Raw genomic sequence first — 14323 nt, 5'->3', positions numbered from 1 at the left:
GACTACCCTGGGGGAATGCCCGGCACGTCCCTCTTCCCCCGCATCGAGCCGCATCTGCTCACCGTCTCCAAGCCGATCCAGTACGTCGGTGGCGAGCTCAACTCGGTGCAGAAGCCGTGGGACTCGGTCGAGGTGCGCTGGGTGCTCATGTACCCCGACGCCTACGAGGTCGGCCTGCCCAACCAGGGCGTCCAGATCCTGTACGAGGTCCTCAACGAGCGGCCCTGGATCCTCGCCGAGCGCACCTACGCGGTGTGGCCGGACATGGAGCAGGTGCTGCGCGAGCAGGGCATCCCGCAGTTCACCGTCGACGGCCACCGCGCGGTGGGGGAGTTCGACCTGTTCGGCGTCTCGTTCTCCACCGAGCTCGGCTACACCAACCTGCTCAACGCCCTCGACCTGGCGGGGATCCCGATCCACGCCGTCGACCGCGACACGCACCCGCTGGTGATCGCGGGCGGGCATGCCGCCTTCAACCCCGAGCCGATCGCCTCCTTCATCGACGCCGCGGTGCTCGGCGACGGCGAGGAGGTCGTGCTGAAGATCTCCGAGGTCGTCCGGGAGTGGAAGGGCGAGGGCTCGCCCGGCGGTCGTGTCGAGATCCTGCGCCGGCTGGCCGCCTCCGGGACGGTCTACGTGCCCCGCTTCTACGACGTCGCGTACGACGAGAGCGGAGCCATCGCCTCCGTCGTACCGAACCACCCGGACGCGCCCGAGCGAGTCCGCAAGCACACCCTGATGGACCTCGACCAGTGGCCGTACCCGCGCAACCCGCTGGTGCCGCTCGCCGAGACGGTCCACGAGCGCTTCTCGGTCGAGATCTTCCGCGGCTGCACGCGCGGCTGCCGGTTCTGCCAGGCCGGGATGATCACCCGCCCGGTCCGCGAGCGCTCGATCACCACGATCGGCGACATGGTCGAGAACGGCATCCGCAAGACCGGCTTCGAGGAGGTCGGCCTGCTCTCGTTGTCGAGTGCCGACCACACCGAGATCGGCGAGGTCGCCAAGGGCCTGGCCGACCGGTACGAGGGCTCCAACGTCTCCCTCTCGCTCCCGTCGACGCGGGTGGACGCCTTCAACATCACCCTGGCCAACGAGTTCTCCCGCAACGGGCGGCGCTCCGGCCTGACGTTCGCGCCCGAGGGCGGCTCGGAGCGGATGCGCAAGGTGATCAACAAGATGGTCACCGAGGACGACCTGATCCGCACCGTGGCCGCGGCGTACTCCCACGGCTGGCGGCAGGTGAAGCTCTACTTCATGTGCGGCCTCCCGACCGAGACCGACGAGGACGTCCTGCAGATCGCCGAGCTGGCCAAGCGGGTCATCGCGACCGGCCGCGAGGTGTCGGGGCGCAACGACATCCGCTGCACGGTCTCCATCGGCGGGTTCGTGCCCAAGCCGCACACCCCGTTCCAGTGGGCCGCGCAGCTCGACGTCGAGACCACCGACCGGCGGCTCGCGCTGCTGCGCGAGACCGTGCGCGCCGACAAGCGCTTCGGTCGCGCCATCGGCTTCCGCTACCACGACGGCCAGCCCGGCATCATCGAGGGACTGCTGTCGCGCGGCGACCGCCGCGTCGGCCGGATCATCGAGGCCGTGTGGCGCGACGGCGGCCGCTTCGACGGCTGGAGCGAGCACTTCTCCTACGACCGCTGGGTCGCCTCTGCGTCCTCTGCGCTCGAGGGGACCGGCGTCGACCTGGACTGGTACACCGTCCGCGAGCGCGAGTACGACGAGGTCCTGCCCTGGGACCACCTCGACTCCGGACTGGACAAGGACTGGATGTGGGCCGACTGGGAGGACGCCCTCGCCGCCGCGCGCGGGGAGGACATCGAGGTCGAGGACTGCCGCTGGACCCCCTGCTACGACTGCGGCGTGTGTCCCGAGATGGGCACCGAGATCCAGATCGGCCCGACCGGGCAGCAGCTGCTCCCGCTGTCGGTCGTCGGTGCCGGCACGCCCGGCACAGTCACCCAGGTCGTCTACTAGTGGCGACCTGGGCCGACGCGCACGAGTTCGACGAGCCGTTCCTCGACCTCCGCGACGGCGACGAGGGCGCCGAGGTGCTGACCGACGAGCTGCTGCGCGAGCTCGCACCGGGACACCCGCTGCACGGCCGCGACGTCCGCGTCATCGCGCGGTCGCTCGTCGCCGACGACGTGGTCGTCGAGGTCGACGACGAGGTCGCCCTCGTCCACCTCACCTGGACGCCCCGGAAGTCCGAGCGCCCTCCGCTGCCGGCCACGAAGGTGATCTCCTCCGCGGTCGAGCTCGAGGCCACCCCCACCGACGACTGAGGCACGAATCTCGAGTGCTGGGCTGAATACGATCCACCTGTGGCTGATCTCGCGCGCGCCGTCGCCTCGTTGAGGATCACCAGCGTCGACCTCGTGCCGTCCACGATCTCGGCCCTGCTGGGTTGTGAACCGACGACGTCCTTCGCCAAGGGTGAGACACTCGTGTCCCGCTTCGCCACTCGCACGGCGACCTTCGGCATGTGGCGGCTGCAGGCCAGGGAGACCGAGCCCGCCGACCTCGACGCCCAGGTTGCGGAGATCCTGGATCGCCTGACCCCTGACGCGTCGGTGTGGGCGGAGCTGGGGTCCGCCCACGACGTCGATCTCTTCTGCGGCTGGTTCATGGACCGTACGAATGAAGGCGTATCGATCTCTCCGGACACCATGCTGATGCTCGGGCGGCGCGGAATCCGCCTCGACATCGACCTCTATGGAGGCGACAGCGACGAGGAGGAGTGAATCTCGGCGGCGTCGCGGTCAGTGCAGGAGGTCCTCGGTGAGCTTGGTGGAGCTCCGGACGTAGCAGACGACGTGGTCGCCGACCCGGATGTCGGTGGGGTGCTCGCTGACCCACTCGCGGCTGAGGCCGGGCACCTGCTCGAGGTCGGCGAGGACGCCGGGATCGACCAGCGACTGGCAGAAGTTGGACTGCCGGGCCGCCTGCAGGTTGTCGTTCGTGATGGTGGCCGTCGCGATGATCTCCCCGTCGTGGCTCTGGGTGCAGGATCGCTTCGTCATCGTGACGGCGTTGGCGTCGTGCTCGTCGATGTTCACGCACTGCCCGGCCTTGGCGTTGCTCGGGGTGACGATCTGGTGGAACCCGACCACCGCCAGGACGACGACGAGGACGATTCCCAGGACGATCCCGACGAAGCCGAGCACGATGCCGGCGATGGCCATCCCGCGACCGCCGGCCCCGCTGGCCTTGGTGCGGCTCAGGCTGATGAAGCCGAGCACGATGCCGACGACGAAGCCGATGCAGGTGCAGAAGCCGAGGACGCTCGCGATGAGGGCGCCGATCGCCATGCCGTCGGTCTTGGCCGGCGCGCCGGGGTAGCCGGGGCCGCCGGCGTACTGCGGCCCGCCGTACTGCGGGCTCTCCCCGTAGGACGGGAAGCTGCTCGGGTTGAACTGGGGGCCGCCGTAGGGGCTCGGCGGCGGAGCGCCGTACGGGTTGCTCGGCGGGGTGTAGGGCGACGGCGGGGGAGGGTTGCCGTACGGGTTCTCGGGGTTCTCGCCGTTGGTCTCGCTCACGGGTGAACCCTACGGTGATCGACGGTCCCGGGCGGCGTTTAGGCTTCGGCCGTGAGTCGACAGCAGCCCGAGCAGCAGGCGCCCCCGGTCCAGCGATTGCGGATCCGGTACGCCAAGCGCGGCCGGCTCCGCTTCACCAGCCACCGCGACGTGTCCCGCGCGATCGAGCGCGCGGTCGCCCGTGCCGGCATCCCGATGGCCTACTCGTCGGGGTTCCACCCCCACCCGAGGATCTCGTACGCCGGAGCCTCGCCGACCGGTGCCGCGAGCGAGGCGGAGTACGTCGAGCTCGGGCTGGCCCAGGTGTGCGACGCCGCCCAGGTGCGCGGCGAGCTGGACGCGGTGCTGCCCGAGGGGCTCGACATCGTCGAGGTGGTCGACGGCGCGGACAGTCGCGCCGGATCGCTGACCGAGCTGCTCCAGGGCAGCCACTGGCGGCTCGACCTGGTCGGGGCCGACACGCCCCAGGCCGCGGCCGCGGTGGAGCGCTTCCTCGCCGCCGCGTCGGTGCCCGTCGAGCGGATGACCAAGAAGGGCCTGCGCACCTTCGACTGCCGGGCCGCGGTGGTGACCCTGGAGGTCGGCCCCGAGGGCGAGCTGGAGCTGCTGCTCGAGCACGGCACGCCCGCCGTACGTCCCGACGACGTGCTCACCGGGCTGCGCGAGGTGGGCGGTCTCCCGGGGTCCGCGACCGCGCTGCTGACCCGGCTGGCCCAGGGGCCGCTGGACCGCGACGCCGCGGCGATCGGCGACCCGCTCGAGATCCGGGAATGACCACGGCCTGACCCCGTTGTGCGATACTCGCCACAGGTCGACCCCCAAGGTTCGACCCGACGACGTTCTCGCCGGCACGGCAGCCCGCTGACCGACCGGCACACGGGGACGGCTCGTCGCCAGACCGCGACGCTGGCTGTGGATCGGTGACAGGGATCCGCCGGGCGACCGCGGCAGGCGAGGATCCCGTCCGCGCTGACGCCCCGCGGAGGGTGTCGTCTTCCAACAGGCTTGTTCGTCGCGCCTCGTGTGCGGCGAAATGACATCAGGGCTCCGAGCGAGGCTCGGGCCTGAGGAGCAGCGCAATGACCGACGCGCCCATCGACAACAGCACCGACGTGACCACCGAGCAGGCGCCTGACGCGCCCGCGGCGGAGAGCGCCGAGGCTCCCAAGAAGAAGGCCCCCGCCAAGAAGACGGCGGCCAAGAAGGCTCCCGCGAAGAAGGCGGCCGCCAAGAAGGCCCCGGCGAAGAAGGCCGCTCCGGCGGAGTCCGAGGGTGAGACCGCCGAGGCGAAGCCGGCCAAGAAGGCCCCCGCCAAGAAGGCGGCCGCGAAGAAGGCTCCCGCGAAGAAGGCGGCGGCCGCGAAGGCCGAGGCACCGCAGGCGCCGGAGGCCCAGGAGGGCACCGACGAGGCCGGCGCCCCCGCGGTGCTGTTCCAGGTCCCGGAGAAGACGGCCGCGCCGCGGCGTACCCGCAAGGCGGTCGCCCCCGCGCCCGCCCCGGAGGCCGATGTCGAGGAGGTCGAGGAGACCGACGAGGCCGAGGCGAACGAGGCCACCGAGAAGGCCCCGGCCGCGAAGAAGGCGGCCAAGAAGGCGCCTGCGAAGAAGACCCAGCCCAAGCCCGCCGAGGCGGAGCAGGCCGACCAGGCCGACCAGGCCGACCCGACCGAGGACGACGAGGCGGAGTCCGGTGAGGACACCGAGGACGACGCCGAGGGCGAGACGGACGGCACCGGCGCCCCGCGCCGCCGCCGGCGCCGTGGCGGCCGTCGCCGCCGCAAGCCCGCAGGCTCCGGCGGCAACGCCGAGGGCGACGAGGCTGCCTCCGACGACGCCGCGACCGCGCCCGGCCAGGACGCCGCCAAGGATGGCGGCAGGGACTCGAACAGGGACACGAGCGGGGACGCGACCAAGGACGCCGGCAAGGCCGAGGCCGAGGAGGGCGACGACGCCGAGGGCGGCACGCCCGACGGCGAGGGCCAGGGCTCGTCCAACTCCTCGCGCCGCCGCCGGCGGCGCCGCCGCGAGGGCGAGGGTGGCGGCTCGGAGGACGGCGACGACTCGAACACCGTGACCCGGGTGCGCAAGCCCCGCTCGCCCGAGGACGAGATCACCTCGATCTCCGGCTCGACCCGGCTCGAGGCCAAGAAGCAGCGCCGCCGCGACGGCCGCGAGGCCGGCCGCCGCCGCGCGCCGATCGTGAGCGAGGCGGAGTTCCTGGCCCGTCGCGAGTCGGTCGAGCGGGTCATGGTGATCCGCCAGAAGCCCGACCTGATCCAGATCGGCGTGCTCGAGGACAAGGTGCTCGTGGAGCACTACGTCGCCCGCGAGTCGCAGACCAGCCTGATCGGCAACGTCTACCTGGGCCGGGTTCAGAACGTCCTCCCGAGCATGGAGGCCGCGTTCATCGACATCGGCAAGGGCCGCAACGCCGTCCTGTACGCCGGCGAGGTCAACTGGGCGTCGCTGGGCTGGAAGGAGGGCACCCCGCGCAAGATCGAGTCGGTGCTGACCTCCGGCCAGACCGTGCTGGTCCAGGTGTCCAAGGACCCGATCGGCCACAAGGGCGCCCGGCTCACCTCGCAGGTCTCGCTGGCCGGCCGGTTCCTGGTCTACGTGCCGGACGGCACGACCTCGGGCATCTCCCGCAAGCTGCCCGACACCGAGCGTGCGCGGCTCAAGACCCTGCTCAAGGAGATCGTCCCGGACACCGCGGGCGTCATCGTCCGCACGGCCGCGGAGGGCGCCTCGGAGGAGGAGCTCACCCGCGACGTGGAGCGGCTGAAGTCGCGCTGGGAGGCCATCGAGTCCAAGGTCGCCAAGGGCAACAGCCCGCAGCTGCTGTACGGCGAGCCCGACCTGACCCTCAAGGTCGTCCGTGACCTGTTCACCGAGGACTTCGCCAAGCTCGTCGTCCAGGGCGACGACGCCTGGAAGACCGTCTCGGAGTACGTCGAGCAGGTGGCCCCCGACCTCACCGAGCGCCTGGAGAAGTACGACGCCTCCGAGCGCGGCGCGGACCTCTTCGCGGCGTACCGCGTCGACGAGCAGATCGCCAAGGGCCTGGACCGCAAGGTCTGGCTGCCCTCCGGCGGCTCGCTGGTCATCGACCGCACCGAGGCGATGACCGTCGTCGACGTCAACACCGGCAAGTTCACCGGCTCCGGAGGCAACCTGGAGGAGACGGTCACCAAGAACAACCTCGAGGCGGCCGAGGAGATCGTGCGCCAGCTCCGGCTGCGCGACATCGGCGGCATCATCGTCGTCGACTTCATCGACATGGTCCTGGAGTCCAACCGCGACCTGGTGCTGCGACGCCTGGTCGAGTGCCTGGGCCGCGACCGCACCCGTCACCAGGTCGCCGAGGTCACCTCGCTCGGCCTGGTCCAGATGACCCGCAAGCGCATCGGCACCGGGCTGCTGGAGGCGTTCTCCGAGAACTGCAGCCACTGCCAGGGTCGCGGCGTGATCGTGCACGACATGCCGATCGACACCAAGCGCGGCAACGGCGGCGACGCAGGCGGCGAGAGCGGTGGCGGCGGTGGCTCGCGCAGCGGCAACCGGCGCCGTCGCGGACGCGGCAACGCCGAGCAGGCCGACACCGAGACCACTGCCAACGAGGCGCCGAAGGCCGTGCCGTCGCCGGCCGCCATCGCCGCCATGGCGATGTCGCACCCGCCGGTGGCCACCGACGAGCAGGCCGACGAGCAGGCCGACGCCACCGAGGCCACCGAGGGCACCGGGGACGTCGAGGCGATCGAGGTCTCCTCCGAGACCCCGGCCGCGGAGGACGTCGTCATGGAGGCGCCGGCCGACGAGGAGCCCGTGCTCGAGGTGCCGGCCGCCGAGGAGCCCGTCGCCGAGGAGCCCGAGGTTGCCGAGGCACCCGCCGCCGAGGAGCCGGCACCGGCCGAGGAGCCCGCCGCGCAGCCCGAGCCGGCCAAGCCGGTCGTGGTGACCCAGGTCCGCCGCGGCGGCACCAGCCGCACCGTGCAGACCGCCCCGGCCGCCGCGATCGTGGTGTCGGCCGAGCCCGAGCAGCCGGTCGAGTCGCCGGTCGAGACCCCGAAGCCGGTCGTGGTCACCCGCACCCGGCGCAGCTCGGCCCGCCCGGCCGACGTACCCGCCGATCAGGACGCCGACGGGACCGAGGCGGCCGACGCGGGGGAGCCGCACGCGCTGCACGTCCCGGTCAAGAAGAAGGGCGCCCGCAAGCGTTGATTTTGTCGGCGTGACCGACGTTCCCTAGTATGGAACGTCGGTGCGCCGCAGGGCGCCCATCTCTCGCTGGCACCCGGCCCCGGTCGCGCGTGCTGCGAGCAAACAGAGTTTCACCCACCGGTAGTTACGAGCTTGGCTGAAGGAGACCGCGGTGTACGCGATCGTGCGCGCTGGCGCGAAGCAGGAGAAGGTCGCTGTCGGCGACGTCATCGAGATCGACAAGGTCTCCACGGCGGTCGGCGAGACGGTGTCTCTGCCCGTGCTGATGACGGTCGACGGCGAGACCGTCACCACCGCCGGCCTGGACAAGGCGTCGGTCACGGCTGAGGTCCTCGGTGCCACCAAGGGCCCGAAGATCATCATCCAGAAGTACAAGAACAAGACCGGCTACAAGAAGCGCCAGGGTCACCGCCAGAAGTACACCCAGGTCAAGATCACCGCGATCAACGCCTGACCGCCGCGTAGACAAAAGGGACTGAGCAATGGCACACAAGAAGGGTGCTGCGAGCACCAAGAACGGCCGCGACTCCAACGCGCAGCGCCTCGGCGTCAAGCGCTTCGGCGGCCAGCTGGTCAACGCCGGCGAGATCATCGTCCGCCAGCGTGGCACCCACTTCCACCCCGGCTCCGGCGTGGGCCGCGGCGGCGACGACACCCTGTTCGCGCTGATCGCCGGCAACGTGGAGTTCGGCAAGAAGCGCGGCCGCAAGGTCGTCAACATCCTGCCGGCTGGCGAGTGACGCCAGCTCGCTGAGCTTCAACGGGAAGGGCGTCCGGCTTCGGACGCCCTTCCTTTTCATTTCCTACTGAAAGACTGATCCCATGGCCGTGCCCACCTTCGTCGATCGTGTCTCGCTGCACCTGGCAGCCGGACGCGGCGGCCACGGGGTGGCCTCGGTCCACCGCGAGAAGTTCAAGCCGCTCGGCGGCCCCGACGGCGGCAACGGCGGCCCCGGTGGCTCGATCATCCTGCGCGTCGACCCGGACGTGACGACGCTGCTGGACTACCACCACAGCCCCAAGCGCAAGGCGGAGAACGGCGGCCACGGCGCCGGCTCGCACAAGAACGGCGCGCACGGCGCCGACCTGGTGCTGCCGGTGCCCGACGGCACGGTGGTGAGCACGCCCCAGGGCGAGCTGATCGCCGACCTGGTCGGCGCCGGCACCGAGCTGGTGATCGCCGAGGGCGGTCGCGGCGGCCTCGGCAACGCCTCGCTGGCCTCCAAGACCCGCAAGGCGCCCGGCTTCGCGCTGCTCGGCGAGCCCGGCGACGAGCTCGAGGTCGTCCTCGAGCTCAAGGTCGTGGCAGACATCGGCCTGGTGGGCTTCCCCAGCGCCGGCAAGTCCAGCCTGATCGCCGCCATCTCCCGGGCCCGCCCGAAGATCGCCGACTACCCGTTCACGACCCTGATCCCGAACCTGGGCGTGGTGACGGCCGGCGAGACGACGTTCACCGTCGCCGACGTACCGGGCCTGATCGAGGGTGCCGCCGAGGGCCGCGGCCTCGGTCACGACTTCCTGCGCCACATCGAGCGCTGCGCCGCCCTGGTGCACGTGCTCGACACCGCGACCCTGGAGCCGGGCCGCAACCCGGTCGACGACCTCGACGTGATCGAGGACGAGCTGCGCCGGTACGGCGGCCTCGAGGACCGCCCGCGCCTGGTGGCCCTCAACAAGGTGGACGTCCCGGATGGCCGGGACATCTCGAGCATGGTCGTCGACGAGTTGCGCGCCCGCGACCTGCGCGTCTTCGAGATCTCCGCGATGAGCGGCGAGGGCACCCGTGAGCTGATCTTCGCGATGGCCGAGATCGTCGCCGCGGCTCGCGCGGAGCGCGCGGCCGAGGTCGCCGAGCGGATCGTCCTGCGGCCCAAGGCCGTCGACGGCGACGACTTCACCATCACGAGGACCAGCGCCGGCTGGCGCGTGCGTGGCCGCAAGCCCGAGCGCTGGGTGCGCCAGACCGACTTCAGCAACGACGAGGCCGTGGGCTACCTGGCCGACCGGCTGAACCGGCTCGGCGTCGAGGACAAGCTGCTCAAGCTCGGTGCGGAGCCCGGCGACACCGTGCTCATCGGGCACCTCGACGACTCGGTCGTCTTCGACTTCAACCCCGGCATCGACGCCGGTGCCGAGAACCTCGCGCGGCGCGGTGAGGACCACCGCTTCATGGAGGACCGGCCCGCCGCCCAGCGTCGCCGCGACATCCAGGAGCAGATGCCCGAGCGCGGCGAGACCGAGACGCGCGCCGACGTCGCGCGGCGGCTGGACCGCCCCGACGAGTACGGCCCGATGGCCTACGAGATCGGCTCCGCGGAGGACCCCGACGCCGACTGGCTGGAGTCCGACCCCGGTGCCGCCGATGGTGATGACGACTGACCTGCGCGACGCCGTCACCGGCGCCTCGCGAGTCGTGGTCAAGGTCGGCTCGTCGTCGCTGACGACGGCCGCGGGCGGCATCGACCCGGACCGGGTCAGCGCGCTGGTCGACGTACTGGCCCTGGCGCGGGAGCGCGGGACCGAGGTCGTGCTGGTGTCGTCGGGGGCTATCGCCGCGGGCCTGGCGCCGCTCGGGTTCAAGCGCCGTCCCAAGGGCCTCGCCGACCAGCAGGCCGCCGCGGCCGTGGGTCAGGGGCTGCTCGTCCACCGTTACACCGAGGAGCTCGCGCGGCACGGCATCACGGCCGGGCAGGTGCTGCTCACCGTCGACGACGTCAGTCGGCGCGCGCACTACCGCAACGCCCAGCAGACCATCACCAAGATGCTCGAGCTCGGCGTGCTGCCCATCGCGAACGAGAACGACACGGTCGCCACCCACGAGATCCGCTTCGGTGACAACGACCGGCTCGCGGCCCTGGTCGCCCACCTCGCGCACGCGGACCTGCTGCTGCTGCTCTCCGACGTCGAGGGCCTGTACGACGGTCCGCCGAGCCGCCCGGGCACCCGGCTCATCCCCGAGGTCCGCGGCCAGCGCGACCTCGCCGCGGTCACGATCGGCAGCGCGGGCGCGGCCGGCGTCGGCACCGGCGGGATGACCACCAAGGTCGAGGCCGCCTCGATCGCGACCAGCTCCGGCATCCCCGTCGTCCTGACCTCGGCCGCCCTGGCCGGCGCCGCGCTGGCGGGGGAGCCGGTGGGGACGCTGTTCCACCCCACGGGCAAGCGCCGCCCGAGCCGCCTGCTGTGGCTGCGCCACGCCTCCGACGCCAAGGGCTCGCTGATCCTGGACGCCGGTGCCGTGCGCGCCGTGGTCGAGCGGCGGGCCTCCCTGCTGGCAGCCGGGGTCACGGCCGTCGACGGTGAGTTCACCGCCGGCGACCCGGTCGACATCGTGGGCCCCGACGGCGCCACGGTCGCCCGCGGCCTGGTCAACTTCGACTCCACCGAGCTCGCGGCCCGGCTGGGTGCGCAGGGGATCCGGGAGGTCGTCCACCGCGACGCCCTCGTCCTGCTCATCTGAATTGCGCGAGCGAGTCGCCGCGGGCGCTCCCTCGCCGACCTTGGTCCGCCCGCGAGCTCCGGTCGCAAGCTCCCTGCGCTCGCCGACCTTGGTCCGCCCGCGAGCTCCGGTCGCAAGCTCCCTGCGCTCGCGGGCGGCCCGCGCTCGGCCTCGGTCGCTGCGGCGCCTCGCTGCCGCGCAGGTGGTGAACAGCGGGCGAACATGCTCTGGCATCCCTGGACCCCGACCCCTCGCCGGGTGAGGGTGGGCGCGTGAACCCCGAGACCCTCGTCCTGGTGCTGGTCGTCGCGACCGCCCTGGGATTCGACTTCACCAACGGCTTCCACGACACCGGCAACGCGATGGCGACCTCGATCGCGACCGGCGCGCTCAAGCCCAAGGTCGCGGTGGCGCTGTCGGCGGTGATGAACCTGATCGGCGCCTTCCTGTCGGTCGCCGTCGCGCTCACCGTCACCAACGCGGTGGTCAAGACCTTCAACGACGGCAGCGGAGGTACGCCGGCAGGACTCGCCCTCGACGGCCACGACCTGCTCGCGATCGTCATGGCGGGGCTGGTGGGTGGCATCGTCTGGAACCTGCTGACCTGGCTGCTCGGCCTCCCGTCGAGCTCCTCGCACGCGCTGTTCGGCGGGCTGATCGGCGCGACGATCGCCTCGCTGGGCATCAACGGCGTCAACTGGGCCGGCCACGCCGACAAGCTGCGCGCGAAGGGAGCACCCGACGGCGTCATCGGCAAGGTGATCCTGCCCGCGCTCGTCTCGCCGGTCCTGGCCGCGATCGTCGCGGCGCTCGGCACCTGGCTGATCTACCGGATCACCGTGGGCATCGCGGAGCGGTTCACCGACTCGGGCTTCCGCTGGGGCCAGATCGGCACCGCGTCCCTGGTCTCGCTGGCGCACGGCACCAACGACGCCCAGAAGACGATGGGCGTCATCACCCTTGCGCTGATCGCCAGCGGCCACTGGACCGACTACTCGGGCATCCCGTTCTGGGTGAAGCTGGTGTGCGCCGTCGCGATCGCCGCCGGCACCTACCTGGGCGGCTGGCGGATCATCCGCACCCTCGGCAAGGGCTTGGTCGAGATCCAGGCACCCCAGGGCGTCGCCGCCGAGGCCTCGTCGGCCGCAGTCATCCTGGCCTCCAGCCACCTCGGCTTCGCGCTCTCCACGACCCACGTCGCCACCGGCTCGATCCTCGGCACCGGCCTGGGCCGCAAGGGCGCCGAGGTCCGCTGGGGCGTCGCCGGCCGGATGGTCGCGGCCTGGGTGCTCACCCTGCCGGCCGCGGCGCTGGTCGGGGCGGCGACCTGGTGGATCGGGCACATCGCCGGCACCTCGGACACCGGCCTGGCGATCGGCTCGGTCGTCGAGTTCGCACTGCTCGTCGCCGTGGCCGGAGCGCTGTTCCTGAGGTCGCGCTCCCAGCCGGTGAGCGCGCACAACGTCAACGAGGAGTGGGACTCGCCCGACGACGTACTCCCCAAGGTTGCTGGAGGTGTGGCATGACCGCGTTCGGACTGGACCTGAGGTTCGCCGCCGAGGCGCTGTGGAAGGTGCTCGTCGCCGGGCTGGTGCTGGGAGCCGGGCTCCCCGCCGTGTTCGCCGTCGGGATCCGCGGGCTGGCGATGGCCGGCGACGGCGGTACGGCGGCCGACGGCGAGGTGGGCAGCAGGCCCAACCCGCTCGGCAACGTGCTCGCCGCGGTGATGTTCCTCGTCGTCGCCTACGGCATCGTGGCCGGCCTGCTGTTCATCATCGCCAGCGGTCAGGGCAAGGACCTAACCTTCGACCACATCGTCCCCTGGATCGAGCCGAAGTCATGAGCACCTCGCCCGTCGCCCGGATCCTCGAATGGCTGCGTGCCGGCTACCCCGAGGGCATCCCGCCGCGCGACTACCCGCCGGTGCTGGGGGTGCTGCGCCGCAACCTGACCGAGGGCGACATCGAGTCCATCGCCGACGAGCTCGCCCTGCAGTCGATCTCCAACGGGGTCCAGCCGGTCACCGCCGACCAGATCCGCGCCATGGTCCGCGACCAGGCGCTGCAGGCCTCGACCGACGAGGACCTGCGCCGGGTGTCGGCCAAGCTCGCCGCCGGCGGCTGGCCGCTCGCCGCGGACCCGGAGTAGCGGCTCAGTCGCCCTCGGCCCGCTTGGCGCGCTTCACGATGAGCGGGTCGGCCTGGCCGACGAGCGCGTCGTCCTTGCCGTCGTACTCCACGGTGGAGAGGAAGTAGCGCATCGCGTTGATCCGCGCCCGCTTCTTGTCGTTGGACTTGATGGTGGTCCACGGTGCGGTGCGGGCATCGGTACGCCGGAGCATCTCCTCCTTCGCCGCGGAGTAGGCGTCCCACCGGTCGAGCGACTCCAGGTCCATCGGCGACAGCTTCCACTGCCGGACCGGGTCGATCTGGCGGATGATGAACCGGGTGCGCTGCTCGGAGCGCGTCACCGAGAACCAGAATTTGGTGACCGAGATGCCCGACTCCACCAGCATCCGCTCGAAGCGCGGCGCCTGCTCCATGAAGGTCTCGTACTCGCGGTCGGAGCAGAAGCCCATCACCCGCTCGACGCCGGCGCGGTTGTACCAGCTGCGGTCGAAGAGCACGAGCTCCCCGGCCGCCGGCAGGTGGGTGATGTAGCGCTGGAAGTACCACTGCGACTGCTCGCGCTCGGTCGGCTTCACGAGCGCGACGGTGCGGGCGTGGCGCGGGTTGAGGTGCTCCATGAACCGCTTGATCGTGCCGCCCTTGCCCGCCGCGTCCCGGCCCTCGAAGAGCACGACGTGGCGGTGACCGGTGCGCTGCTGCCAGTTCTGGAACTTGATCAGCTCGACCTGCAGCAGGTACTTGAGCTCGTCGTACTCCGCGCGCGGCATCCGCTCGTCGTACGGGTAGTTCTCCCGCCAGGTGTCGACGGCCCGTCCGGTCGCGTCGATCAGCACCGGGTCGTCGTCGTGGTCCTCGCCGATGGTGTGTCCCTCGACGGCGAGCCGGTCGATGTACTCCCGGATGTCCTTCTGCATGGCCCGGAACGTAGACGCGCGGGATGAACGTGGGGCGAACGCAACCTGTGGTCAGGGGTCCGCACCTCCG

Annotated in this window: 14 protein-coding genes; 12 read left to right on the top strand and 2 right to left on the bottom strand. The window is 71.5% G+C overall.

Going from position 1 to position 14323, the window contains the following annotated elements; genetic code table 11:
• Positions 1-15 precede the first annotated feature (15 nt).
• The 3 genes from ACYU8V_RS21215 to ACYU8V_RS21205 are packed head-to-tail and all read left to right on the top strand — an operon-like array spanning position 16 to position 2756.
• Positions 16-1989 (top strand): TIGR03960 family B12-binding radical SAM protein, encoded by a 1974-nt coding sequence (locus tag ACYU8V_RS21215; RefSeq protein WP_460850226.1) that lies wholly within the window; start codon positions 16-18, stop codon positions 1987-1989.
• Positions 1989-2297 (top strand): hypothetical protein, encoded by a 309-nt coding sequence (locus ACYU8V_RS21210; protein WP_460850225.1) that lies wholly within the window; start codon positions 1989-1991, stop codon positions 2295-2297. The genes ACYU8V_RS21215 and ACYU8V_RS21210 overlap by 1 nt, the downstream gene beginning before the upstream one ends.
• Before the next feature lie 39 nt (positions 2298-2336).
• The gene (locus ACYU8V_RS21205) at positions 2337-2756 is read left to right on the top strand and encodes a DUF4279 domain-containing protein (RefSeq protein ID WP_460850224.1); all 420 of its coding nucleotides are present in this window, start codon (positions 2337-2339) and stop codon (positions 2754-2756) included.
• Between the two features lie 18 nt (positions 2757-2774).
• Here the strand turns inward: ACYU8V_RS21205 and ACYU8V_RS21200 are convergent, their stop codons facing one another.
• Positions 2775-3551: a DUF4190 domain-containing protein gene (locus ACYU8V_RS21200; RefSeq protein WP_460850223.1), complete on the bottom strand. Its 777-nt coding sequence runs from the start codon at positions 3549-3551 to the stop codon at positions 2775-2777.
• Positions 3552-3602: 51 nt separating this feature from the next.
• Here ACYU8V_RS21200 and ACYU8V_RS21195 point away from each other — a divergent pair, with 51 nt between their 5' ends.
• The 9 genes from ACYU8V_RS21195 (at position 3603) to ACYU8V_RS21155 (ending at position 13358) form a co-directional block, all read left to right on the top strand.
• Positions 3603-4325 carry a TIGR03936 family radical SAM-associated protein gene (locus tag ACYU8V_RS21195; RefSeq protein WP_460850222.1) on the top strand — a complete coding sequence of 241 codons (723 nt, stop codon included), beginning with the start codon at positions 3603-3605 and terminating at the stop codon, positions 4323-4325.
• Between the two features lie 305 nt (positions 4326-4630).
• Positions 4631-7771 carry an Rne/Rng family ribonuclease gene (locus ACYU8V_RS21190; protein WP_460850221.1) on the top strand — a complete coding sequence of 1047 codons (3141 nt, stop codon included), beginning with the start codon at positions 4631-4633 and terminating at the stop codon, positions 7769-7771.
• Positions 7772-7922: 151 nt separating this feature from the next.
• Entirely contained in the window at positions 7923-8225 is a 303-nt protein-coding gene (gene rplU / locus ACYU8V_RS21185; RefSeq protein WP_460850220.1) for a 50S ribosomal protein L21, read from the top strand.
• A 28-nt stretch (positions 8226-8253) separates the two neighbouring features.
• Entirely contained in the window at positions 8254-8511 is a 258-nt protein-coding gene (gene rpmA, locus ACYU8V_RS21180; protein WP_460850219.1) for a 50S ribosomal protein L27, read from the top strand.
• An 82-nt stretch (positions 8512-8593) separates the two neighbouring features.
• Complete coding sequence (gene obgE, locus ACYU8V_RS21175; RefSeq protein WP_460850218.1) at positions 8594-10150, top strand: GTPase ObgE; 1557 nt, start codon at positions 8594-8596, stop codon at positions 10148-10150.
• Positions 10134-11231: a glutamate 5-kinase gene (gene proB / locus ACYU8V_RS21170; protein ID WP_460850217.1), complete on the top strand. Its 1098-nt coding sequence runs from the start codon at positions 10134-10136 to the stop codon at positions 11229-11231. Before obgE ends, proB begins: the two co-directional genes overlap by 17 nt.
• Positions 11232-11482: 251 nt before the next feature.
• Positions 11483-12736 (top strand): inorganic phosphate transporter, encoded by a 1254-nt coding sequence (locus ACYU8V_RS21165; protein ID WP_460850216.1) that lies wholly within the window; start codon positions 11483-11485, stop codon positions 12734-12736.
• Positions 12733-13053 carry a hypothetical protein gene (locus ACYU8V_RS21160; RefSeq protein WP_460850215.1) on the top strand — a complete coding sequence of 107 codons (321 nt, stop codon included), beginning with the start codon at positions 12733-12735 and terminating at the stop codon, positions 13051-13053. The genes ACYU8V_RS21165 and ACYU8V_RS21160 overlap by 4 nt, the downstream gene beginning before the upstream one ends.
• On the top strand, positions 13050-13358 hold the full coding sequence (locus ACYU8V_RS21155) for a DUF3349 domain-containing protein (protein WP_460850214.1): 309 nt from the start codon (positions 13050-13052) through the stop codon (positions 13356-13358). Before ACYU8V_RS21160 ends, ACYU8V_RS21155 begins: the two co-directional genes overlap by 4 nt.
• Before the next feature lie 4 nt (positions 13359-13362).
• Here ACYU8V_RS21155 and ppk2 read toward each other — a convergent pair whose 3' ends face one another.
• Entirely contained in the window at positions 13363-14253 is an 891-nt protein-coding gene (gene ppk2, locus ACYU8V_RS21150) for a polyphosphate kinase 2 (protein WP_460850213.1), read from the bottom strand.
• Between the last annotated feature and the right edge of the window lie 70 nt (positions 14254-14323).

It is taken from the genome of Nocardioides ultimimeridianus (assembly GCF_054777895.1).
Note: the sequence above shows the minus strand (reverse complement) of the source record. Positions and strands in the feature narration are given on the sequence as shown.

Coding starts and splice junctions, on each gene's coding strand:
- ACYU8V_RS21215 (WP_460850226.1), top strand. CDS start 16: ATGCCCGGCACGTCCCTCTTCCCCCGCATCGAGCCGCATCTGCTCACC.
- ACYU8V_RS21190 (WP_460850221.1), top strand. CDS start 4,631: ATGACCGACGCGCCCATCGACAACAGCACCGACGTGACCACCGAGCAG.
- rpmA (WP_460850219.1), top strand. CDS start 8,254: ATGGCACACAAGAAGGGTGCTGCGAGCACCAAGAACGGCCGCGACTCC.
- obgE (WP_460850218.1), top strand. CDS start 8,594: ATGGCCGTGCCCACCTTCGTCGATCGTGTCTCGCTGCACCTGGCAGCC.
- proB (WP_460850217.1), top strand. CDS start 10,134: ATGGTGATGACGACTGACCTGCGCGACGCCGTCACCGGCGCCTCGCGA.
- ACYU8V_RS21160 (WP_460850215.1), top strand. CDS start 12,733: ATGACCGCGTTCGGACTGGACCTGAGGTTCGCCGCCGAGGCGCTGTGG.
- ACYU8V_RS21155 (WP_460850214.1), top strand. CDS start 13,050: ATGAGCACCTCGCCCGTCGCCCGGATCCTCGAATGGCTGCGTGCCGGC.
- ppk2 (WP_460850213.1), bottom strand. CDS start 14,253: ATGCAGAAGGACATCCGGGAGTACATCGACCGGCTCGCCGTCGAGGGA.